We start from the raw sequence: 21301 nt of genomic DNA on the forward strand, positions 1-21301 counted from the left end.
GCCTCATTTCTCGCTGCCGTCCAGATCAGATGCATCGCTCTCTGGGCTAAAATCTTGTGACGACACTATCTAAGCTGACCCAAGAAACAGAACGTCGTCGTCGCGAACGTAACGAAGTCGAGCAGGATATAGAAGTGGCGGTACGTGAGAAAAACCGCGATGCGCTGGCTCGCAAGCTGGAGATCGAGCAGCAGGAATCCTTTATGACGCTTGAGCAGGAACAGCAGGTGAAAACCCGCACCGCCGAGCAGAACGCCAAAATCGCCGCCTTCGAAGCAGAGCGTCGTCGTGAAGCCGAGCAAACACGCATTCTCGCCGATCGCCAGATACAGGAAGCAGAAATCGAACGCGAGCAGGCGGTGCGCTCCAGAAAAGTGGAAGCCGAGCGTGAAGTTCGCATTAAAGAGATCGAACAGCAGCAGGTGACGGAGATTGCCAACCAGACGAAATCCATCGCCATTGCCGCCAAGTCAGAGCAGCAGTCCCAGGCCGAAGCGCGCGCCAACGATGCGCTGGCGGAAGCCGTTCGTGCTCAGCAAAACGTTGAAACCACGCGCCAGACCGCAGAGGCAGATCGTGCAAAACAGGTCGCGCTGATTGCCGCAGCCCAGGATGCAGAAACCAAAGCAGTTGAATTGACAGTACGCGCCAAAGCCGAGAAAGAAGCCGCAGAATTGCAGGCGGCCGCCATCGTAGAACTGGCGGAAGCAACGCGGAAAAAAGGTCTGGCCGAAGCCGAAGCGCAGCGTGCGCTGAACGATGCTATCAACGTGCTTTCTGACGAGCAGACCAGCCTTAAATTCAAACTGGCGCTGTTGCAGGCTCTGCCAGCGGTGATTGAGAAATCCGTCGAACCGATGAAAGCCATTGATGGCATTAAGATTGTGCAGGTCGATGGTCTGAACCGTGGTGGTGCAGCGGGTAATGTGACTGCGGGCACCGTTAACGGCGGCAATCTGGCAGAACAGGCGTTATCTGCCGCCCTCACTTATCGCACGCAGGCACCACTGATTGATTCACTGCTCAATGAAATTGGTATTTCCGGTGGGTCGCTGGCAGCCATGACTGAGCCGCTGAAACAGGTCGAGGTAAATGTTCCTGCAGAGGCAACCACTCCAGAACCGTCGGTTGTCACTGTGCCAGAAAAAGTAAACATCGTTCCCGTTGAAGAATAAATCGGACAGGCACCGGATGACGGTGTAAACACCTTATCCGGCCTACGTCATACTCAATTTGTAGGCCGGATAAAACGCGCCAGCGTTTTATCCGGCGTCCACTAGCGATTACTTCTCGCTGTCTTTCTGAATTTTCTTGATGATATTGGTGGTCGAACAGCCGTCTTCAAAGTTGAGCACCAGCACTTCGCCGCCGTTGGCCCACACTTCCTCGCTCCCGGCGATCTCTTCCGGTTTGTAGTCACCGCCTTTCACCAGCTTGTCCGGCAGAACGGAGGCAATCAGGCGCTGCGGCGTGTCTTCTTCAAACGAGACCACCCAGTCCACGGCTTCCAGCGCGCTCAGTACGATCATACGCTGCTCGAGCGGATTCACCGGACGCGAATCCCCTTTCAGGCGTTTGGTAGAAGCATCGCTGTTGACCGCGACAATCAGACGATCGCCGAGCTTGCGGGCATTCGCCAGATAGGACACGTGGCCCGCGTGCAGGATGTCGAACACCCCGTTGGTCATCACCACTTTTTCGCCACGTTTGCGTGCTGCCGCCACGGCGTCGAGCAGTTCTTCTTCGGTCATCACGCCAAAGCCTGTCTCCGAACGCCCGCGTACCGCGTTTTCCAGCTCGATAGGCGAAACGGTGGAGGTACCCAGCTTACCGACAACCACACCCGCAGCCGCGTTCGCGAAGAAACACGCTTCTTCCAGCGAATTACCCGCGGCAAGCGTAGCTGCCAGCACGCCAATCACCGTGTCACCCGCACCGGTCACGTCGTACACTTCCTGTGCCTGCGTTGGCATATGCAGCGGCGCTTTACCCGGTTGCAGCAGCGTCATCCCCTGCTCAGAACGGGTCACCAGCAGCGCGGTCAGGTCGAAATCCGCAATCAGCTTCATGCCACGCTCGACGATCTCGTCTTCGTTTTTGCACTTGCCAGCAACGGCTTCAAATTCGGAGAGATTCGGCGTCAGCAGGGTCGCACCGCGGTAGCGTTCAAAATCCGTCCCTTTCGGGTCGATCAACACCGGCACACCCGCATCACGCGCCAGTTTGATCATCTGCTGAATGCTCGCCAGCGCCCCTTTGGCATAATCTGACAGCACCAGCGCACCAATACTGCTCAGCGCCTGATTAATACGCTCATGCAACGGTTCAGGATCCACGCCGCCAAAGCCTTCTTCGAAATCGAGGCGAATCAGCTGCTGATTACGCGACAGTACGCGCAATTTGGTAATGGTGGGGTGAGTAGGAACAGAAACGAAGTCGCATTTTACGTTAACGTCCGCCAGCGTTTTGCTCAGCGCACGCGCCGCATCATCAATACCGGTCAACCCGACCAGACGCGCACCCGCACCCAGAGAGGCGATGTTCATCGCCACGTTCGCCGCACCGCCCGGGCGCTCTTCAATGGTCTCAACTTTGACCACTGGCACCGGTGCTTCCGGCGAAATACGGCTGGTTGGACCGTACCAGTAGCGATCCAGCATGACATCGCCTACGACCAGCACACCCGCTTGATTAAACTCTGGCAGCGTTACTTTCATTCCTGTCTCCTGAGAGATACAAAATTTGCGCGCGATAATAGCACACTTACGCGTCCTCGCACGGCTCCACCAACCACTTGTTCCAGCAGGCACGCACCATCGCCCGTTCGGCGACGAAGCATGACTCCGGCACATGGCCCGGCAGTTCCTGCAGTGCCAGATGGTGCAACTCATCACGCAGCGTTGTATAGGCGGTAGTCAGCGCCTGCGCTTCCTGCTCGTCCATGATGCCGTTTTGCGCCAGCCCTTCCAGAATGCGGACATTGTCCGACCAGCGCGTCAGCTTTGGCTTTGCGTGGGCATAGCGCAGCACCAGATACTGGGTGATAAATTCGATATCAGTGATACCGCCTTCATCGGCTTTAATATCAAAGCGACCCTTGTGCTTATTGCTCAAGTGGGAGCGCATTTTTTCACGCATTTCACGTACGTCGGTTTGCAATGTCGTGCCATCACGTACGGTCATGGTGATATCGCGGCGGATAGCATCAAACTGGGCGTTGAGTTGCGGATCGCCATAGACGACGCGGGCGCGGACCAGCGCCTGATGTTCCCACGTCCAGGCTTCATTGCGCTGATAATCGGCGAAGGATTCAGTTGAGGTCACCAGCATTCCCGCCGCCCCAGACGGGCGCAAGCGCGCATCCACTTCGTACAGAATGCCGGACGAGGTACGCGTACTGAACAGGTGCATCACGCGCTGAGCAAGGCGCAGGTAAAACTGGCGGCCGTCGATTTCACGCTCGCCGTCCGTCATCACATCCACCGGGCAGTCATGAAGGAAAATCAAATCGAGATCGGAGCTATAGCCCAGTTCCCAGCCGCCCAGTTTGCCGTAACCCACCACCGCAAACCCGCGTCCTTCACGATCGTGTAAGTGCTTCGGTTGTCCGTAACGCGACACCATCAGGCTCCACGCCTGCTGAACAACCGCATCAATCATCGCCTCTGCCAGCCAGGTTAAGTGATCGCTCACTTTCATCACTGGTAGCGTACCGGCAAGGTCTGCCGCCGACACGCGCAGCATCTGCGCCTGTTTAAACTGGCGTAATGCTTCCAGTTGCTGCTCTTCATCATCGTCCGGCACACGCAGCAGATACTGACGTAATTCGTCCCGATAGGCATTCATCGCTGTCGGCTGATAAAGCGTATTCGGATCGAGAAGTTCATCCAGTAATAGCGGATAACGTGCCAGTTTGCCCGCCACCATCGGCGAAGCGGCGCAAAGTGAAATCAGGTGCTTACGCGCACCGGGAAATTCGCTAAGTAGCTCAAGGTAGGTGGTACGCGTGACAATTCCCGTTAACAGCGGGATCACGCGTGACAGCGGCACAGGCGCATCCGCTCGGGAACAGACATCGCTCAACAGATGCGGCATCAGATGGTCAAGCACCTGGCGGCCACGCGGGCCAATGGTGCGCTTATCCAGCTCTTTGCGAAAATCAGCAATCATCGCCACCACGCGGCGGCGATCGTCATCAGAGAGATGCCCCAGCGCTGGCGTGCTGTCATCTTCCTCCAGCGCGTCCTGCCATAGTTCACCCCAGTGTTCGGAAAGCGTATCGCCCTGCTCTTCGGCTTCATCATCACCAATCAGGGCGTTGAACATACCGCGCACGGTGGACATCTGCTTTTCCAGTTCGGCGGTCAGGGTTTCCCAGTCAGGCACACTCATGCCCCAGGCCAGACGCGCGCGATTGAGTTCATCGCCGGGTAACGTCTGCGTTTGCTCGTCGTTAATACTTTGCAGCAGGTTTTCCAGACGGCGCAGATACAAATAGGCTTCACGCAGCGAAGATGCATCGCCAGGCGGCAGCAGGCCCAACTTGTCGATAGCCTCAAGCGTAGGCAACAGCGAGCGGGACTGCAGCGACGGCTCGCGCCCGCCGCGAATCAACTGGAAGACCTGGACGATAAACTCGATTTCACGGATCCCACCGGCACCGAGCTTAATGTTATCTTTCAGGCCACGGCGACGAACTTCGCGGGCAATCATCCCTTTCATGTTGCGCAGCGATTGAATAACGCTGAAATCGATATAGCGACGAAAAACAAAAGGTCGCAGCATTGAGCGCAGTTCGCTGGCGTAAACATCGTCCTTATCGCCCATAATGCGGGCTTTCACCATCGCATAGCGTTCCCAGTCGCGCCCCTGCTCCTGATAATAATCTTCCAGCGCGGCAAAACTCAGCACCAGCGGGCCGCTGTCACCAAACGGACGCAGGCGCATGTCCACGCGATAGACAAAACCATCCTGGGTCGGCTGATCGAGCACTTTGATCAGGCGCTGGCCCAGACGGGTAAAGAACTGGGCATTATCAAGCTCGCGACGCCCACCGCGCGTTGAGCCGTTTTCCGGCCAGGCAAAAATCAGATCGATATCGGACGAAAAGTTCAGCTCTCCGCCGCCCAGTTTGCCCATACCAAGAATCAGTAACGGCTGCGCTTCCCCCTGCTGATTGCACGGCGTGCCCCACTCTTTACAACAGGCCTCATACAGCCAGTCACGGGCGCCAACAATCAGGGTCTCCGCCAGAACACTAAGCTGCTGCAGCGTGTCCTGCTCAGCCACCAGCGACAGCGACTGCGCCCAGGCAATACGCACCATCGTGCGACGGCGGAACAGGCGCAGCGCGCGCATTAATGATGCCTCATCCGTCACCGTTTCCAGCGCCTGGCGTAAAGCGTCGGCATAGGTCAGCCACTCATCCGCCTGCGGCGGCGCGCTTTCAAGCTCGGCCAGCCAGTCAGGATGCGCGATAAGGCTATCCTGCACAAAATCGCTGAAAGTAAGCACTAACTGCGCCTGTTCGCTAAACGGCTTTTCGCTGAACGATTCAGGCAAACGCGCCAGCACGGTTTGCCAGTGCTGCTGTAACTGTGGAGAGTGCGGCATCATCAGGAGGTATCCTTGACCGGGTTAGCGTTTCCCACTGTGCAGCCAGAAAGGCAGCTGACAGATTGCTTCGTTACGGAAATGTTCGATTTCAATGCGCTGGCGCGTCTCAATGGCGTGGAGCAATCCCTGCCAGTTTTCCAGCCAGGCGTTGGCCTGCGCCGCATCGTAATAACCAGCAAGCAGCAGCACGCTGTCGATCTCACGCGTCAGACGAGGCAGTTGATCGCGATAGCTGTCGCCCAGCGGATGGGCGAAGGTGCTTTTGAGTTCAGCGGCACAGCGTGATAAATGTGTGTCGGCAAAGCGCTTGAAGGAACCGGCAAATTTATCCTGCGCTTTGTCATCCAAAAAGGTACGCCAGCCCTGGGAAACCAGCCATTCGGTCAGCAGTAACTTCGCCGTTGCCGCTTCTGCGCTCCAGGCTGCCGTCGCCGCAGAAACATCAGAAGTCAGCGTCGCTTCCGCCTGGGTCAGCAAATCACGCAGATGGGCGCTCGCTTTACGCGGCACGATACCGCCAAACAGCATCAGGGTATGGCGAATCAGCGCAATAGCAGACTGCACGTCCGCCTTCGCTTTGCCCTCACCGCGGACCCATAGCTCTTCGTGGTACTGCCACTGCGAAAGTCCCAATTCCAGCGCGGCGGCGAAGGCCTGCTCGGTGGACGCTTTCGGTTGAACCTTGAGAACCGGTGTCGGGTGACACTGGCGATCCGTATTGCCCTGCGCCAGATGGTAGCCGCGCGCGGCCTTGCTCAGGCTCCCCTGGCGCAGCCCCGACAGGGTCACTAGCTGGCGCGCCACTTTGAGGATATCCGCCGGATCGCCGCTAAGCAGTTCCAGCTCAAGCTCACAGAGCGGTTCTGCATGTTCTCCGGCTTTGACTTCACCGAGATCCAGGCCAATCTCAATACGGCTTTCACCTGCATTAACCAGCCATTTCTCCCGGTAGAAGTCGGTGCTGAATAGCGGCTGTACCTGTGCCTGAAGATCGTCTGGCAACACGCCGTCTGGCCAGACTTCCTGCGGGAAGCGGGCCAGATCCAGCGCCGGCTTATCCAGCGCTATATTGTATTCAGGACGCTGATGTAACCCGCCGACGACGCGGCCAGCGATTTTCATCGTCATTTCGTACTGACCGTCGAAGCCGCGAATACGCAGACCCATATCATGACGACGCAGCCAGTTGTCCGCTGTTTCGTAATAGATGTTGAGTAACTGAGTGGACGCGACGTGTTCGTCGGTTAGTGAATGAAGGTGATGACGGAGCGTTTCAACGCTGTCCGGATGAACGTAAAATTTTAATTCGATTTCCTGAGCCATGGCTTTGCACTTATGGTTATGTCACATCAGTGAAAATTTCGGCGAACTAACGCGCCAGATGTTTGTCAGTAGATAGTATTTTGTGTCAGATTGCCATGCAATGCGCGATCTTGTGGGTGTAAAAGTTCACTTATGTGCTTTTGTTCGACCCGGATGATTCCGATTGATGCCGCCTGCCAGCTGTCGTCAGACTGTTGGCACTGTTTTTATTCACGTTTAAAGATAATAACGACTGCCTGATGCTTAAATTACGCCTGATTGGAATGACCTTATTTGCGCTTAGCGTTTCCACATTGGCCCATGCCGAAGAAAAACGTTACGTCTCTGATGAATTGAACACCTGGGTTCGCAGTGGCCCGGGTGATAACTATCGCCTCCTGGGTACGGTGAATGCTGGCGAGGAAGTCGAACTGTTGCAGACCAATGAAGCGTCTAACTACGCTCAGATACGTGACAGCAATGGCCGTACGGTCTGGATCCCGCTCAAAGAACTCAATACTCAGCCCAGCCTGCGCACGCGCGTGCCTGAACTGGAAAACCAGGTAAAGACCCTGACCGATAAGCTCAACAATATCGACAATACCTGGAACCAGCGCACGGCGGATATGCAGCAAAAAGTGGCCGGTAGCGACGGGGTCATCAACAGCCTGAAAGAAGAAAATCAGAAGCTCAAAAACGAGCTTATCGTGGCGCAGAAGAAAGTGAACGCCGCCAATCTGCAGCTTGACGACAAACAGCGCACCATCATCATGCAGTGGTTTATGTATGGCGGCGGCGTGTTGGGTGCAGGTCTGTTCCTGGGCCTGGTTCTGCCGCATCTGATCCCGCGCCGTAAACGCAAAGATCGCTGGATGAACTAAGCTGATTAGCCATCTTCTCTACACTTACGTATTATCTGTCGGCTAAAATGAGAACCTGTCTCAATTGCTGCGAGGCAGGTTGAAGAAAAAGTCACAGATGTGAGGAGTCAGGCGGCGTGAAGAGTTATCTGGTCGGTGGTGCAGTTCGCGATGCGTTACTGGGACTGCCGGTCAAAGACAAAGATTGGGTGGTGGTTGGCGCCACGCCAGCAGAAATGCTCGACGCGGGCTACCAGCAGGTAGGTCGCGATTTTCCCGTGTTTCTCCACCCGCAAAGCCGCGAAGAGTACGCCCTTGCCCGTACCGAACGAAAATCAGGCTTCGGTTATACCGGCTTTACCTGCTATGCCGCACCGGATGTCACGCTTGAGCAGGATCTGCTGCGCCGCGACTTAACCGTCAACGCCCTTGCCCAGGACGACAACGGCAGCATTATCGATCCCTATGGCGGCCAGAGCGATCTGCATCGTCGCCTGCTGCGCCATGTTTCCCCCGCGTTTGCCGAAGATCCTTTGCGTGTTCTGCGCGTGGCGCGTTTTGCCGCCCGCTATGCCCACCTGAGCTTCCGTATTGCTGATGAGACCATGGCGCTAATGCGCGAGATGACCACCGCTGGCGAACTGGCACATCTGATGCCGGAACGCGTATGGAAAGAGACGGAAAACGCGCTTAAAAGCCGTAATCCACAGGTCTTTTTCCAGGTACTGCGCGACTGCGGTGCGCTGAAAGTGCTGTTCCCGGAAGTGGACGTCCTGTTTGGCGTACCGGCCCCGGCAAAATGGCACCCTGAAATCGATACCGGCATCCATACTCTGATGACAGTAACCATGGCGGCCATGCTCAGCCCTGAGGTGGACGTGCGTTTTGCCACCCTCTGCCACGATCTGGGCAAAGGGTTAACGCCACCGGAGCTTTGGCCTCGTCATCATGGGCATGGCCCGGCAGGGGTCAAACTGGTTGAGGGCGTCTGTCAGCGATTTCGCGTACCGAATGAGATCCGTGACCTGGCCAAACTGGTGGCGGAATTCCACGACCTGATCCATACCTTCCCGATCCTGCAGCCAAAAACCATCGTCAAACTGTTCGATTCGATTGACGCCTGGCGTAAGCCCCAGCGTGTTGAGCAAATCGCCTTAACCAGCGAGGCGGACGTGCGCGGGCGCGCAGGATTTGAAGCGTGCGATTACCCGCAGGGACGTCTGCTGCGCGAAGCCTGGAATGTCGCCAAAGCGGTGTCGAGCAAAGCGGTCGTTGAAGCAGGTTTCCAGGGTGTTGAAGTGCGTGAAGAACTGACTCGCCGTCGTATTCAGGCCGTTGCCCACTGGAAAGAACAGCGCTGCCCTCAGCCGAAAGACTGAGGGCACAGTCGTCAGATAAAGATAAAGTAGACCGCTGCGGCGACAATGAAGCGATAAATCGCGAACGGAATAAACGAGATACGTTTAATCAGTTCCAGGAAGGTTTTAATCGCGATGAGAGCGACAATGAACGCCATCACGAAGCCGACAGCAAACGTCGGAATGTCGCCCACGGTCAAAAACTTCAGGCTTTTATACAGATCCAGCGCGGTGGCGCCCATCATCATTGGCACCGCCAACAGGAATGAGAACTCCGAGGCCGCATAACGGCTCACGCCCATCAGCATACCGCCAGAAATCGTCGCACCCGAGCGGGAGAATCCCGGCCACAGCGCCAGACACTGGAAGCAGCCAATCATAAACGCCTGACGATAAGTGATATCGTCGACACCCTCTGCACGCGGCACTTTGGGCTTAAGGCATTCAGCAGCAATCAGCAGCACCCCGCCCACCACCAGCGCATACATCACGTTGCGCGGGTTGAAGAGGGATTTGATGACATCGTGGAAAACAAGTCCCAGCACAACGGCAGGAATCATGCCCAGCAGGATATGAATGAGCGTCAGGCGACCCGTGCCTGTGCCTTCATGAGTGGGACGACCAAAATGGATACCAATTAAACCAAACAGGCGACGCCAGAACATCACCACAACCGCAAGAATCGAACCTAACTGAATCACAACTTCAAAGGTATTTGCGGTTTCTCCCTCAAACCCCAGCAAATGCCCCACAAGAATCATGTGGCCTGTACTGGAAACAGGTAAAAACTCCGTCAGTCCTTCGACAACACCCAATATGGCTGCCACCAGCAGCGAGTGCATATCGCTCATCAAATAAACCCCTAAACAGACATAAAAAACGGCTCACCCATCAGGGAAGCCGCGTATGACCATGACGTATGACCAGAAGACTAGCGTTTGGTTTAACGATTATGAATTTAAATAATTTTTTTCAGATTATTGCCACGCTCAATGATTACGCCGACATTAGCCGCGCGGGCCACGGCCCCAGGCTTGCTCAGTTTGATACGCACCCACGGTGAGTTAAAACGGCTCAGCAATAAATCCGCCACCTCCTCGGCTACACGTTCCACCAGCGCAAAACGGCTTCCCTCGACATGCGCAATGACGGTTTCTGCAATGTCCGCATAGCTCAAACAGTCGTTAACATCGTCGCTTTTCGCCGCCTGTCGGTTATCCCATGCCATTTCGATATCGAACACCAGCTTTTGCTCGATCGTCTGTTCCCAGTCATACACACCGATAGTGGTGATTACCGAAAGTTGCTCTATAAATACAATGTCCATCACGCCCCGCCTGCTTTTTGGCTAACCCGGATACCACTTTCCACAATTTGTGCGTATTATCCACTGATGCAGAGAATAAAACGACATTTTCACAATGGAACAGCGTTATGAGTGCAATCGCGCCTGGAATGATCATCCTCGCGTACCTCTGCGGCTCAATATCCAGCGCCATTCTGGTCTGCCGCATCGCCGGTCTGCCTGACCCGCGCGCGAGTGGCTCCGGCAACCCCGGGGCGACCAACGTGTTAAGAATTGGCGGCAAAGGAGCAGCCGTAACGGTACTGATTTTCGACGTGCTGAAAGGCATGTTGCCGGTTTGGGGAGCCTATGCGCTGGGCGTTACCCCCTTCTGGCTTGGACTTATTGCCATCGCCGCCTGCATCGGGCACATCTGGCCTGTTTTTTTCCATTTTCAGGGCGGCAAGGGCGTTGCGACCGCGTTTGGCGCGATTGCGCCCATTGGCTGGGATTTAACCGGCGTGATGGCGGGAACCTGGCTGCTGACCGTACTGCTTAGCGGTTACTCTTCGCTGGGTGCGATTGTCAGCGCCCTGATTGCGCCGTTCTATGTCTGGTGGTTTAAGCCCCAGTTCACTTTCCCGGTAGCGATGCTCTCCTGCCTGATCCTGATACGTCACCACGACAATATTCAGCGGTTATGGCGTCGTCAGGAGACAAAAATCTGGCACAAGTTAAAAAAGAAAAAAGAGACCGATAAGTCAGCATGAAGGCCCGGATATTTCCCGGACGGTTTTCTGCCTGACAAAGCTCAGTGCAGCCTATGCTGTAATCCATTGAATAAGCATCAAAAAGGGCAACATCGCGTTGCCCTTTTTAATTACGATTATGCCTGCTGCGCGGCGGGAAGCTCCGCCAGCGGCCAGCGTGGACGTACCGTCACGCCCAGGCCAGCAACGCCACCTGCTTTCAGGCGCACCATTCCGGCATAGGCAATCATCGCGCCGTTATCAGTACAGAACTCCAGACGCGCATAGAACACTTCGCCACGGCGCTTTTGCATCATCTCCGCCAGTTTTGCGCGAAGCGTACGGTTTGCGCTAACGCCCCCCGCCATAACCAGACGGGTAAATCCGGTTTGGTCCAGCGCACGCTTGCATTTGATCATCAGCGTATCCACCACCGCATCTTCAAATGCACGGGCGATATCGGCACGGGTCTGATCGTCATTACCATTATTGCGGATAGTATTCGCCGCGAAGGTTTTCAGGCCGGAGAAGCTGAAATCCAGCCCCGGACGGTCGGTCATCGGACGCGGGAAGACAAAACGCCCTTCTGCACCCTGCGACGCCAGCTTCGACAGCATAGGACCGCCAGGATAATCAAGACCCAGCAGCTTCGCCGTTTTGTCGAACGCCTCACCGGCGGCATCATCAATGGATTCGCCGAGCAATTCGTACTCACCAATCCCCGTCACGCTAATCAGCTGAGTGTGACCGCCGGAGACCAGCAGCGCCACGAAAGGGTATTGCGGCGGGTTATCTTCCAGCATCGGTGCCAGCAGATGCCCTTCCATATGGTGTACGGCAATGGCCGGCACATCCCACGCGAACGCCAGCGAACGGCCGACCGTTGCGCCGACTAAAAGCGCGCCAACGAGGCCAGGACCTGCGGTATAGGCAACCGCATCGATATCTTTTGCCGTCAAACCGGCCTCTTTCAGCGCCGCCTGAATCAACGGTACAGTTTTACGCACGTGGTCGCGGGAGGCCAGCTCCGGCACGACGCCGCCGTAGTCGGCATGCAGTTTTACCTGACTATACAGTTGGTTGGCTAAAAGGCCGTTCTTGTCGTCGTAAATAGCGATGCCGGTTTCATCGCAGGATGTTTCAATTCCCAGTACACGCATGGCTGTTCTTTACCTCGCTTCAATGCCGCGCAGTGTAGGTCGAATGGGCCTTGATGTAAAACTTTACTCTCCCCTTGAAAAGAGTTCGTGTATACTCCTCCCCCTTACAAAAGTCCCTTTTCAAAAACGGTAGTGGTGCTTTACAAAGCAGCAGCTGTTGAAGTAAAATTCCGCACCATTTTGAAATAAGCTGGCGTTGATGCCAGCGGCAAACCGAATTTATTAAAGGTGAGAGTTACATGCCGGTAATTAAAGTACGTGAAAACGAGCCGTTCGACGTAGCACTGCGTCGCTTCAAACGTTCATGCGAGAAAGCAGGTGTTCTGGCGGAAGTTCGTCGTCGTGAGTTCTATGAAAAACCGACTACCGAACGTAAACGCGCTAAAGCTTCTGCTGTGAAACGTCACGCGAAGAAACTGGCTCGCGAAAACGCACGCCGCACTCGTCTGTACTAAGTCGTCCGAGAGCTAAGCTCTCAATTCAGACCGAGTTGTAGTTGTAAGGCCGTGCTTCCGAAAGGAATGCGCGGCTTATTTTCGTTTATGAATTGCTAAAAATGAATGGGGCATATGGCTGGACGAATCCCACGTGTTTTTATCAATGACCTGCTGGCTCGCACCGACATCATCGACCTGATCGATGCACGGGTGAAGCTGAAAAAGCAGGGCAAGAACTGGCACGCATGCTGTCCATTCCATAACGAAAAAAGTCCTTCCTTCACCGTAAACGGTGAAAAACAGTTTTATCACTGCTTCGGCTGTGGGGCGCACGGCAACGCAATCGACTTTCTGATGAACTACGACAAGCTCGAGTTCGTGGAAACCGTCGAAGAGCTGGCCGCCATGCATAACCTGGAAGTGCCCTATGAAGCAGGCAGCGGGCCAAGTCAGATAGAGCGCCACCAGCGGCAAAGTCTCTATCAATTGATGGATGGCCTGAATGCGTTTTATCAGCAATCCCTGACGCTCTCTGCGGCTGAACCGGCGCGCCAGTATCTGGAAAGACGCGGTTTAAGCAGCGAAGTCATCGCCCGTTTTGCGATTGGTTATGCCCCTCCCGGCTGGGACAACGTTTTAAAGCGTTTTGGTGGAAATCAGGAAAATCGTCAATCATTGATTGATGCGGGCATGCTAGTCACTAACGATCAGGGACGCAGTTACGATCGCTTTCGCGAACGGGTGATGTTCCCCATCCGCGATAAGCGTGGACGCGTGATGGGATTTGGGGGACGCGTTTTGGGCAACGATACGCCCAAGTACCTCAACTCGCCGGAAACCGACATTTTCCATAAAGGCCGTCAGTTATACGGGCTTTATGAAGCGCAGCAGGACAACGATGAGCCGCAGCGACTTTTAGTCGTAGAAGGTTACATGGATGTGGTTGCGCTGGCGCAGTACGGCATTAACTATGCCGTTGCGTCACTCGGCACCTCGACCACAGCAGACCATATTCAGATGCTGTTTCGGGTAACGAAAAACGTCATTTGTTGTTATGACGGAGACCGTGCAGGCCGTGATGCCGCATGGCGTGCGCTGGAAACCGCGCTTCCGTACATGAATGACGGACGTCAGCTACGCTTTATGTTCCTGCCAGACGGCGAAGACCCGGATACGCTGGTACGTAAAGAAGGCAAAGAGGCGTTTGAAGCGCGGATGGAGCAGGCAATGCCGCTCTCCACGTTTCTGTTCAACAGTTTACTGCCGCAGGCGGACTTAACCACGCCGGATGGAACAACGCAGCTTGCCGCGCTGGCGCTGCCGCTGATTTCCCAGGTTCCGGGTGAAACGTTACGTATCCAGCTCAGGCAGTTACTGGGCAATAAAATTGGTATCTTTGACGACGCGCAGCTTGATCGTTTAATGCCAAAACAGGCGGAAAATGCCACGCCGCGCCCCGGTCCTCAGCTAAAACGCACAACCATGCGTATACTGATAGGACTGCTGGTGCAGAGTCCGGAACTGGCGCCTCTGGTGCCATCGCTGGCAGGTCTGGATGATTCAAAAATGCGCGGACTTGGCTTATTTGCAGAACTGGTCAACACTTGTTTGTCACAGCCTGGCCTGACGACCGGGCAACTGCTGGAGCAGTATCGTGGCACAAAAGAAGCCACGACCCTTGAAAAACTGGCCACGTGGGACGATATAGCAGATAAGGATATTGCAGAAAAAACGTTCACCGATGCGCTCAACCATATGTTTGATTCGATGCTTGAACGGCGGCAGGAAGAGTTGATAGCTCGCGACCGCACACATGGTTTAAGCAGCGAAGAACGCCGGGAACTCTGGCAATTAAACCAGGAACTGGCGAAAAAGTAAATTCAACGGCTTAAGTGCCGATAATCGTTCGGGAAGCGCCCGACAGCCGCACTGAGAGGCAGCGGCAAAAATATAAGTAAGCCCTCGTTACACCAAGTTGGCGGTTTTATTTCGCTGACCGACACCAACCCTCTTGAATTAAGTGTGGATACCGTCTTATGGAGCAAAACCCGCAGTCACAGCTGAAACTTCTTGTCCAACGTGGTAAGGAGCAAGGCTATCTGACCTATGCCGAGGTCAATGACCATCTGCCGGAAGATATCGTCGACTCCGATCAGATCGAAGACATCATCCAAATGATCAACGACATGGGCATTCAGGTGATGGAAGAAGCACCGGATGCCGATGATCTACTGCTTGCCGAAACCTCTAACAATACTGATGAAGATGCAGAAGAAGCAGCTGCACAGGTTCTTTCCAGTGTTGAATCTGAAATCGGTCGCACCACGGACCCGGTGCGTATGTACATGCGCGAAATGGGTACCGTTGAACTGTTGACCCGCGAAGGCGAAATTGACATCGCTAAGCGCATCGAAGACGGGATCAACCAGGTTCAGTGCTCCGTCGCCGAGTATCCAGAAGCCATTACTTACTTGCTTGAACAGTATGATCGCGTTGAAGCTGAAGAAGCGCGTCTGTCTGACCTGATCACCGGTTTCGTCGACCCGAATGCGGAAGAAGATCTGGCACCTACGGCGACTCACGTCGGTTCTGAACTCTCTCAGGAAGAGATGGATGACGACGAAGACGAAGACGAGGATGAAGAAGAAGAGGAAGATGACAACAGCATCGACCCTGAGCTGGCCCGTGAGAAATTCGCTGAGTTGCGCACGCAGTACGAAAAAGCCCGTGACACTATCAAAGCGAAAGGCCGCAGCCACGCTGATGCCGCCGCCGAAATTCTGCAGTTGTCCGAAGTCTTCAAACAGTTCCGTCTGGTACCGAAGCAGTTCGACTACCTGGTAAACAACATGCGTACCATGATGGACCGTGTGCGTACCCAGGAACGCATCATCATGAAGCTGTGCGTTGAACAGTGCAAAATGCCGAAGAAAAACTTCATTACGCTGTTTACCGGCAATGAAACCAACGAAACCTGGTTCAACGCAGCGCTGGCGATGAACAAGCCGTGGTCTGAAAAACTGCATGAAGTGTCAGAAGACGTTCAGCGCGGCCTACAGAAACTGCAGCAGATTGAAGAAGAAACCGGCCTGACCATCGAGCAGGTAAAAGATATCAACCGTCGTATGTCCATCGGTGAAGCGAAAGCCCGCCGTGCGAAAAAAGAGATGGTTGAAGCGAACTTGCGTCTGGTTATATCTATCGCCAAGAAATACACCAACCGTGGTCTGCAGTTCCTGGATCTGATTCAGGAAGGCAACATCGGTCTGATGAAAGCGGTAGACAAGTTCGAATACCGCCGTGGTTACAAGTTCTCCACCTACGCAACCTGGTGGATCCGTCAGGCCATCACCCGCTCTATCGCGGATCAGGCGCGTACCATCCGTATTCCGGTGCATATGATTGAGACTATCAACAAACTCAACCGTATTTCTCGCCAGATGCTGCAAGAGATGGGTCGTGAGCCGACGCCGGAAGAACTGGCCGAGCGCATGCTGATGCCGGAAGACAAAATTCGTAAAGTGCTGAAAATTGCCAAAGAGCCTATCTCCATGGAAACGCCGATCGGCGACGATGAAGATTCGCATCTGGGTGATTTCATCGAGGATACCACCCTCGAGCTGCCGCTGGATTCTGCCACTACCGAGAGCCTGCGTGCTGCCACCCACGACGTGCTCGCTGGCCTGACCGCCCGTGAAGCGAAAGTGCTGCGTATGCGTTTCGGCATCGATATGAATACAGACCACACGCTGGAAGAAGTGGGTAAACAGTTCGACGTTACCCGCGAACGTATCCGTCAGATCGAAGCGAAGGCGCTGCGTAAGCTGCGTCACCCAAGCCGTTCTGAGGTTCTGCGTAGCTTCCTGGACGATTAATTCGCCCGCACCTTTACGCCATATCAGACGCCACCGTCCTGGGTGGCGTTTTTTTTAGCCGGGATAGATTAAAAGTTCAAATTAGTTGCAATTGCAAATTATTTCATATTCATCTAAATATATTATTATCACGAATATATAAGCGATATTGTGCTGATGAAATAAATGATAATCTTCGCCAGGATATTAAATTATTAAGTACTTGTAATTATTAAAGAGAAATTGAGAATAATTGTTCTCAACTTTCGGAAATGAGATATACAGAACTTTCCTCTGTCGCTATCACCATACGGTTTTGTGTACAAGCTATACCCAAGTAACTTCAAGATGCAGGATGGTAGTGCTTAAACAATCTATCCCTACGATTAACTTGGGTTTACTGGCTCCTGCAACTCGAAGTATTCTGGGTATATTAATTCTGGTACCGCCAAACTCGTTGAGGTTGTGTATAAGTGTCGCTTGTGCTAAAAAGCAGGAAAATAAAAAACAGTCCTCGAATTCGCAAGTTTCAAATGTACCCCGCAAAAGCCACCGCACGGTGAAAGGGTATTTTTTGCATTTCTAAAAACGGCTGGCGGCTGAGTGGCATGTATCCCATCAGTTGCGGTGACGGTGCGCCTGTTAATGTGTTCTGGATACCGTCACGTAGAGATTACCAACAGGAAAGAAGATGGATTTTAACTTGAAGACGGAAACAGAAGAGCAGACGCTGATTAGCAGTGTTCGCAGCACGTTGACGGAGCAAGGTGATGCCCTCCGCCATCTGGCAGAAGTAATCGATGCAGAAGAGTACAGCACAGCATTAAGATTGATTGTTGGCTGTAAAGGTCATCTGATTGTCTCCGGCATGGGCAAATCCGGGCATGTTGGGCGCAAAATGTCCGCCACCCTCGCCTCAACCGGTACCCCAAGCTTTTTTATTCACCCGGCAGAAGCTTTCCACGGCGACCTGGGGATGATCACCCCATACGACGTGCTGATCCTGATCTCTGCCAGCGGTGAAACCGATGAAGTCCTGAAACTGGTGCCTTCATTAAAGAATTTTGGCAATAAAATCATTGCCATCACTAATAATGCGCACTCAACGCTGGCAAAACACGCGGATGCCACCCTTGAGCTGAACATGACCAGTGAAACTTGCCCGAACAATCTGGCACCGACGACCTCCACAACGCTGACAATGGCGATTGGCGATGCACTGGCGATTGCGCTGATTCACAAGCGTCACTTCAAACCGGATGACTTTGCCCGTTACCATCCGGGGGGCTCGTTAGGCCGACGCCTGCTGACTCGCGCCGTTGACGTTATGCAGTCACACGTGCCGTCAGTAGATATTAATGCCACATTCCGGCAGATCATTCAGGAACTGACCAGCGGCTGCCAGGGAATGGTAGTAGTAAAAGCAAACGGCAAGCTGGCGGGTATCATTACCGACGGCGATCTGCGTCGTTATATGGAAAAATGCGAAGAGTTCGTCAACGGCACAGCCGCAGACATGATGACACGCAATCCGATTACCATGCCGCAAGACACCATGATTATCGATGCAGAAGAGAAGATGACAAAACACCGCATCTCGACCCTGCTCATTACAGATAGCACTCAGGATGTAATTGGTTTGGTTAGAATTTTCGACTAAATCCACGCCTGTTTATACAGAAAAATAAGTCATCCCCTCAGCGGGTTCCGCCGGGGGGAATAACGTGAAAGTGACATGTCTACACACAAAATAAAGTTGCTGGCTTCCTCGTTACGCGCGCGTACGGCCAAATTTAATCTTGCCTGGATCCAGCAGCGCCTTGCCTGGATTGTTATTGGTGCCCCGATGGCGCTGCTCATCATCTATCTGGTGATTTTCAGTCAACCTCGCTACATGAGCGAATCCAAGGTCGCGGTAAAACGCCCGAGTGATATCGAAGGCTCAAGCCTGAACGTGGGTTTGCTACTTGGCGCATCCAACCCCAGCTCAACAGAAGACTCGCTGTATCTGAAAGAGTACATCAACTCAGCAGATATGCTGAAAACGCTTGATAAGCAGCTCAATTTCCGTGAGGCATGGAGCAAAAGCGGGCTGGACTTTATTTATCATCTGCCTAAAGACACAACATCAGAGCAGTTTCTGAATTATTACCGGGACCGTGTCTCAGTGGTATTTGATGATAAAACAGGCTTGCTAACAATTCAGACTCAGGGTTTTACCCCGGAATTTTCACAGCAATTTAATAAAGCGGTCCTGAAAGAATCAGAGCGTTTTATTAACGAACTCTCGCATAAAATTGCGCGTGACCAGCTGAATTTTGCCCAGGAAGAATTGCAGCAAGCGCGCATTCGTCTTGATAAAAGCAAAGCAGAATTACTGACCTACCAGAATCAAAACAATATTCTCGACCCCGAAGCCTCTGCAACGGCTGCCACATCGCTGGTGATGACATTGCAGGGTAAGAAGGTTGAACTGGAAGCTGAGCAGCGCAATTTGCTGAGTTACCTGCGCGAAGATGCACCTCAGGTGATCAGCTTGCGTAACTCGATAAAAGCACTGCAGTCACAAATTGACGCTGAGCAGAGCAAAATCACCGCGCCGGGCGATAAGAAACTCAACAGCATGGCGGCCGATTTTGACGAAATCAAAGCGCGTGTCACGTTCGATACCGAAATCTACACAATGGCAATCAAAGCCATTGAAAAAACACGTCTGGAAACGGCACGCAAGCTCAAAGTGTTGTCGGTAATCAGCTCACCGCAGCTGCCGGAAGAATCCAGTTTCCCGAGTATCGGCTACCTGTTGGCAAGCTGGCTTTTGGTGTGCTGCCTGCTGTTCGGCACCATCAAGTTGCTGCTGGCTGTGATTGAAGATCACAAAGACTAATTTTGGACGCACAGTGAATTTTACAGAGTTGAACATGAAATTATTAAAATCGGCACTGCTCCTTCTGGTCTGCCAGGCGGCATACGCGGCTGGCCCGACTGGCATTACCGCCGATCCGAATTTGACAGGGGCTGCACCGCTGCCGTCGATTATCTCTGGTAAAACAGAAGAAACGCAGGAAGCATCGGGTTTTGATAACACACCGCCACCGGTCGCAGCGGCCCTGCCCAGCCGGATGTTTGGTGCGCAGCTGTTTACCTCCATCAGTGCCGCATCAGGCGCAGGCCTGGGCTTTAACCCTGGCTACGTTATTGGCCTTGGCGATACTATCCAGATTCGCCTGTGGGGTGCATTCCAGTACGACGGCGCGCTGACCGTGGACCCGAAAGGCAATATTTTCCTGCCAAACATTGGGCCGCTGAAAGTTTCCGGCATGACCAATGCGCAGTTGAACAATACGGTCACCAACAAAATCAAAGAGGTCTATACCTCGAACGTCAACGTCTATGCCTCTTTGCTGCAGGCCCAGCCGGTGAAAGTCTTTGTGACCGGCTATGTCCGTAGCCCTGGCCTGTATGGCGGCGTGGCATCTGACTCCCTGCTCTCTTACCTGAGTAAAGCGGGTGGCGTCGACAGCGAACGCGGTAGCTACGTTGATATCATCGTCAAACGCGGCAAGTCGGTTATCTCCCGCGTGAACCTGTATGACTTCCTGCTGAACGGTCAGTTGGGTCTGTCCCAGTTTATTGATGGCGATACTATCGTTGTCGGCCCGCGTCAGCACACGTTCAGTGTGGAAGGCGACGTCTTCAACAGCTACGACTTCGAATTTGCCAACAGCTCCATTCCTGTCACTGAGGCACTCAGCTGGGCACGCCCAAAACCAGGTGCGACGCACATGACCATTGTTCGCCAGCAGGGCACAATGAAGCGTAGCGAGTACTACCCGCTCAGCTCCGCTGCGGGTCGTTCCTTGCAGGATGGCGATCGCCTTATTGTGAGTTCCGACCGCTATGCAGGCACTATCCAGGTACGCATTGATGGCGCACACTCTGGCGAACATGCCGTGGTGTTGCCATACGGTGCAACCATGCGTCAGGTCTTGTCGCAAATTCGCCCGAACAGCATGTCACAGATGAAAGCTATTCAGCTTTACAGAACATCGGTTGCGACTCGCCAGAAAGAGATGTTAGATCTCTCGCTGCAGAAACTGGAAGAAGCCTCCCTCTCTGCCCAGTCCTCAACGCAGGAAGAAGCGCGCTTGCGTATGCAGGAAGCCCAGTTGGTCAGCCGTTTCGTCACTAAAGCGCGTGCAGTGGTGCCTAAAGGGCAGGTGGTGCTTAGCGAGAGCAACATCGACTCGGTACTGCTGGAAGATGGCGACGTCATCATGATCCCGGAAAAAACCTCGCTGGTTATGGTGCACGGGGAAGTGCTGTTCCCGAACGCCGTCAGCTGGCAGGACGGGATGGATGCGGATGACTACATCAAAAAATGTGGCGGTCTGACGCAGAAATCCGGCAACTCGAAAATTATCGTGATCCACCAGAACGGCGAGTCGGTTGACGCTGACGATGCAGGAAAACTGCAACCGGGTGATGAAATCATGGTTCTGCCGAAGTACGAATCGAAAAACATCGAAGTTACGCGTGGCATTTCGACTATTCTTTACCAGTTGGCCGTTGCAGCCAAAGTGGTGCTGACAATCTAATCGGCTGAGCCGCAGATGCTTTCCCCGGTGCTCCGGGGAAAGCGAAACAAAACGCCCTGACGCGTTTTTCTTTTTTTAATCG

The 21301-nt window shown here is 53.8% G+C and carries 15 protein-coding genes and 1 pseudogene; 10 read left to right on the forward strand and 6 right to left on the reverse strand.

Going from position 1 to position 21301, the window contains the following annotated elements; genetic code table 11:
• Positions 1–65: 65 nt before the first annotated feature.
• Positions 66–1175: pseudogene (locus ACSZPU_RS10015) on the forward strand (flotillin family protein); the annotation flags it as partial.
• 108 nt (positions 1176–1283) lie between these two features.
• On the opposite strand, the gene hldE reads toward ACSZPU_RS10015, so the two are convergent.
• From hldE to ACSZPU_RS10030, 3 genes are read right to left on the reverse strand one after another with little or no spacing between them, the layout of a single operon-like run.
• Complete coding sequence (gene hldE / locus ACSZPU_RS10020) at positions 1284–2717, reverse strand: bifunctional D-glycero-beta-D-manno-heptose-7-phosphate kinase/D-glycero-beta-D-manno-heptose 1-phosphate adenylyltransferase HldE (protein WP_498998127.1); 1434 nt, start codon at positions 2715–2717, stop codon at positions 1284–1286.
• A 46-nt stretch (positions 2718–2763) separates the two neighbouring features.
• Positions 2764–5616 (reverse strand): bifunctional [glutamate--ammonia ligase]-adenylyl-L-tyrosine phosphorylase/[glutamate--ammonia-ligase] adenylyltransferase, encoded by a 2853-nt coding sequence (gene glnE / locus ACSZPU_RS10025; RefSeq protein WP_498998129.1) that lies wholly within the window; start codon positions 5614–5616, stop codon positions 2764–2766.
• A 21-nt stretch (positions 5617–5637) separates the two neighbouring features.
• On the reverse strand, positions 5638–6939 hold the full coding sequence (locus ACSZPU_RS10030) for a CYTH domain-containing protein (protein WP_498998132.1): 1302 nt from the start codon (positions 6937–6939) through the stop codon (positions 5638–5640).
• 239 nt (positions 6940–7178) lie between these two features.
• Between ACSZPU_RS10030 and ACSZPU_RS10035 the strand changes: the two genes are divergently transcribed.
• On the forward strand, positions 7179–7799 hold the full coding sequence (locus ACSZPU_RS10035) for a TIGR04211 family SH3 domain-containing protein (protein WP_498998134.1): 621 nt from the start codon (positions 7179–7181) through the stop codon (positions 7797–7799).
• A gap of 116 nt (positions 7800–7915) precedes the next feature.
• A complete protein-coding gene (locus ACSZPU_RS10040) occupies positions 7916–9157 on the forward strand; it encodes a multifunctional CCA addition/repair protein (RefSeq protein WP_498998137.1) in 1242 nt (413 codons plus the stop codon).
• 11 nt (positions 9158–9168) lie between these two features.
• Here the strand turns inward: ACSZPU_RS10040 and bacA are convergent, their stop codons facing one another.
• Complete coding sequence (bacA, locus tag ACSZPU_RS10045; RefSeq protein ID WP_498998139.1) at positions 9169–9987, reverse strand: undecaprenyl-diphosphate phosphatase; 819 nt, start codon at positions 9985–9987, stop codon at positions 9169–9171.
• Positions 9988–10094: 107 nt separating this feature from the next.
• Positions 10095–10463 (reverse strand): bifunctional dihydroneopterin aldolase/7,8-dihydroneopterin epimerase, encoded by a 369-nt coding sequence (gene folB / locus ACSZPU_RS10050; protein ID WP_079497094.1) that lies wholly within the window; start codon positions 10461–10463, stop codon positions 10095–10097.
• A gap of 107 nt (positions 10464–10570) precedes the next feature.
• Here folB and plsY point away from each other — a divergent pair, with 107 nt between their 5' ends.
• On the forward strand, positions 10571–11191 hold the full coding sequence (plsY, locus tag ACSZPU_RS10055) for a glycerol-3-phosphate 1-O-acyltransferase PlsY (RefSeq protein WP_498998142.1): 621 nt from the start codon (positions 10571–10573) through the stop codon (positions 11189–11191).
• Positions 11192–11307: 116 nt separating this feature from the next.
• Here the strand turns inward: plsY and tsaD are convergent, their stop codons facing one another.
• Complete coding sequence (gene tsaD, locus ACSZPU_RS10060) at positions 11308–12330, reverse strand: tRNA (adenosine(37)-N6)-threonylcarbamoyltransferase complex transferase subunit TsaD (protein WP_498998145.1); 1023 nt, start codon at positions 12328–12330, stop codon at positions 11308–11310.
• Positions 12331–12569: 239 nt separating this feature from the next.
• Here tsaD and rpsU point away from each other — a divergent pair, with 239 nt between their 5' ends.
• The 6 genes from rpsU to ACSZPU_RS10090 all read left to right on the forward strand — a co-directional run bounded on the left by rpsU (position 12570) and on the right by ACSZPU_RS10090 (position 21219).
• Positions 12570–12785 carry a 30S ribosomal protein S21 gene (gene rpsU / locus ACSZPU_RS10065; protein WP_001144069.1) on the forward strand — a complete coding sequence of 72 codons (216 nt, stop codon included), beginning with the start codon at positions 12570–12572 and terminating at the stop codon, positions 12783–12785.
• Between the two features lie 114 nt (positions 12786–12899).
• Positions 12900–14645, forward strand: coding sequence for a DNA primase (gene dnaG, locus ACSZPU_RS10070; protein ID WP_498998147.1), 1746 nt, complete (start codon positions 12900–12902; stop codon positions 14643–14645).
• A gap of 158 nt (positions 14646–14803) precedes the next feature.
• The gene (gene rpoD / locus ACSZPU_RS10075; RefSeq protein ID WP_498998149.1) at positions 14804–16642 is read left to right on the forward strand and encodes an RNA polymerase sigma factor RpoD; all 1839 of its coding nucleotides are present in this window, start codon (positions 14804–14806) and stop codon (positions 16640–16642) included.
• A gap of 670 nt (positions 16643–17312) precedes the next feature.
• Positions 17313–18281 carry a KpsF/GutQ family sugar-phosphate isomerase gene (locus ACSZPU_RS10080; RefSeq protein WP_498998151.1) on the forward strand — a complete coding sequence of 323 codons (969 nt, stop codon included), beginning with the start codon at positions 17313–17315 and terminating at the stop codon, positions 18279–18281.
• 75 nt (positions 18282–18356) lie between these two features.
• The gene (locus ACSZPU_RS10085; protein WP_498998153.1) at positions 18357–19508 is read left to right on the forward strand and encodes a KpsE/RkpR family capsule polysaccharide export protein; all 1152 of its coding nucleotides are present in this window, start codon (positions 18357–18359) and stop codon (positions 19506–19508) included.
• A 34-nt stretch (positions 19509–19542) separates the two neighbouring features.
• A complete protein-coding gene (locus tag ACSZPU_RS10090) occupies positions 19543–21219 on the forward strand; it encodes a polysaccharide biosynthesis/export family protein (RefSeq protein ID WP_498998155.1) in 1677 nt (558 codons plus the stop codon).
• The last annotated feature ends 82 nt before the right edge of the window (positions 21220–21301 follow it).

This window comes from Phytobacter sp. V69 (assembly GCF_965644215.1).
Taxonomy (GTDB): Bacteria; Pseudomonadota; Gammaproteobacteria; order Enterobacterales; family Enterobacteriaceae; genus Phytobacter.

What these genes read in the sequence shown, in the direction of transcription:
- rpsU (WP_001144069.1), top strand. Translation starts at nt 12,570, where the DNA reads ATGCCGGTAATTAAAGTACGTGAAAACGAGCCGTTCGACGTAGCACTG.
- ACSZPU_RS10085 (WP_498998153.1), top strand. Translation starts at nt 18,357, where the DNA reads ATGTCTACACACAAAATAAAGTTGCTGGCTTCCTCGTTACGCGCGCGT.
- glnE (WP_498998129.1), bottom strand. Translation starts at nt 5,616, where the DNA reads ATGATGCCGCACTCTCCACAGTTACAGCAGCACTGGCAAACCGTGCTG.
- folB (WP_079497094.1), bottom strand. Translation starts at nt 10,463, where the DNA reads ATGGACATTGTATTTATAGAGCAACTTTCGGTAATCACCACTATCGGT.
- bacA (WP_498998139.1), bottom strand. Translation starts at nt 9,987, where the DNA reads ATGAGCGATATGCACTCGCTGCTGGTGGCAGCCATATTGGGTGTTGTC.
- ACSZPU_RS10030 (WP_498998132.1), bottom strand. Translation starts at nt 6,939, where the DNA reads ATGGCTCAGGAAATCGAATTAAAATTTTACGTTCATCCGGACAGCGTT.
- hldE (WP_498998127.1), bottom strand. Translation starts at nt 2,717, where the DNA reads ATGAAAGTAACGCTGCCAGAGTTTAATCAAGCGGGTGTGCTGGTCGTA.
- ACSZPU_RS10080 (WP_498998151.1), top strand. Translation starts at nt 17,313, where the DNA reads ATGGATTTTAACTTGAAGACGGAAACAGAAGAGCAGACGCTGATTAGC.
- tsaD (WP_498998145.1), bottom strand. Translation starts at nt 12,330, where the DNA reads ATGCGTGTACTGGGAATTGAAACATCCTGCGATGAAACCGGCATCGCT.
- ACSZPU_RS10035 (WP_498998134.1), top strand. Translation starts at nt 7,179, where the DNA reads ATGCTTAAATTACGCCTGATTGGAATGACCTTATTTGCGCTTAGCGTT.
- plsY (WP_498998142.1), top strand. Translation starts at nt 10,571, where the DNA reads ATGAGTGCAATCGCGCCTGGAATGATCATCCTCGCGTACCTCTGCGGC.
- dnaG (WP_498998147.1), top strand. Translation starts at nt 12,900, where the DNA reads ATGGCTGGACGAATCCCACGTGTTTTTATCAATGACCTGCTGGCTCGC.
- rpoD (WP_498998149.1), top strand. Translation starts at nt 14,804, where the DNA reads ATGGAGCAAAACCCGCAGTCACAGCTGAAACTTCTTGTCCAACGTGGT.
- ACSZPU_RS10090 (WP_498998155.1), top strand. Translation starts at nt 19,543, where the DNA reads ATGAAATTATTAAAATCGGCACTGCTCCTTCTGGTCTGCCAGGCGGCA.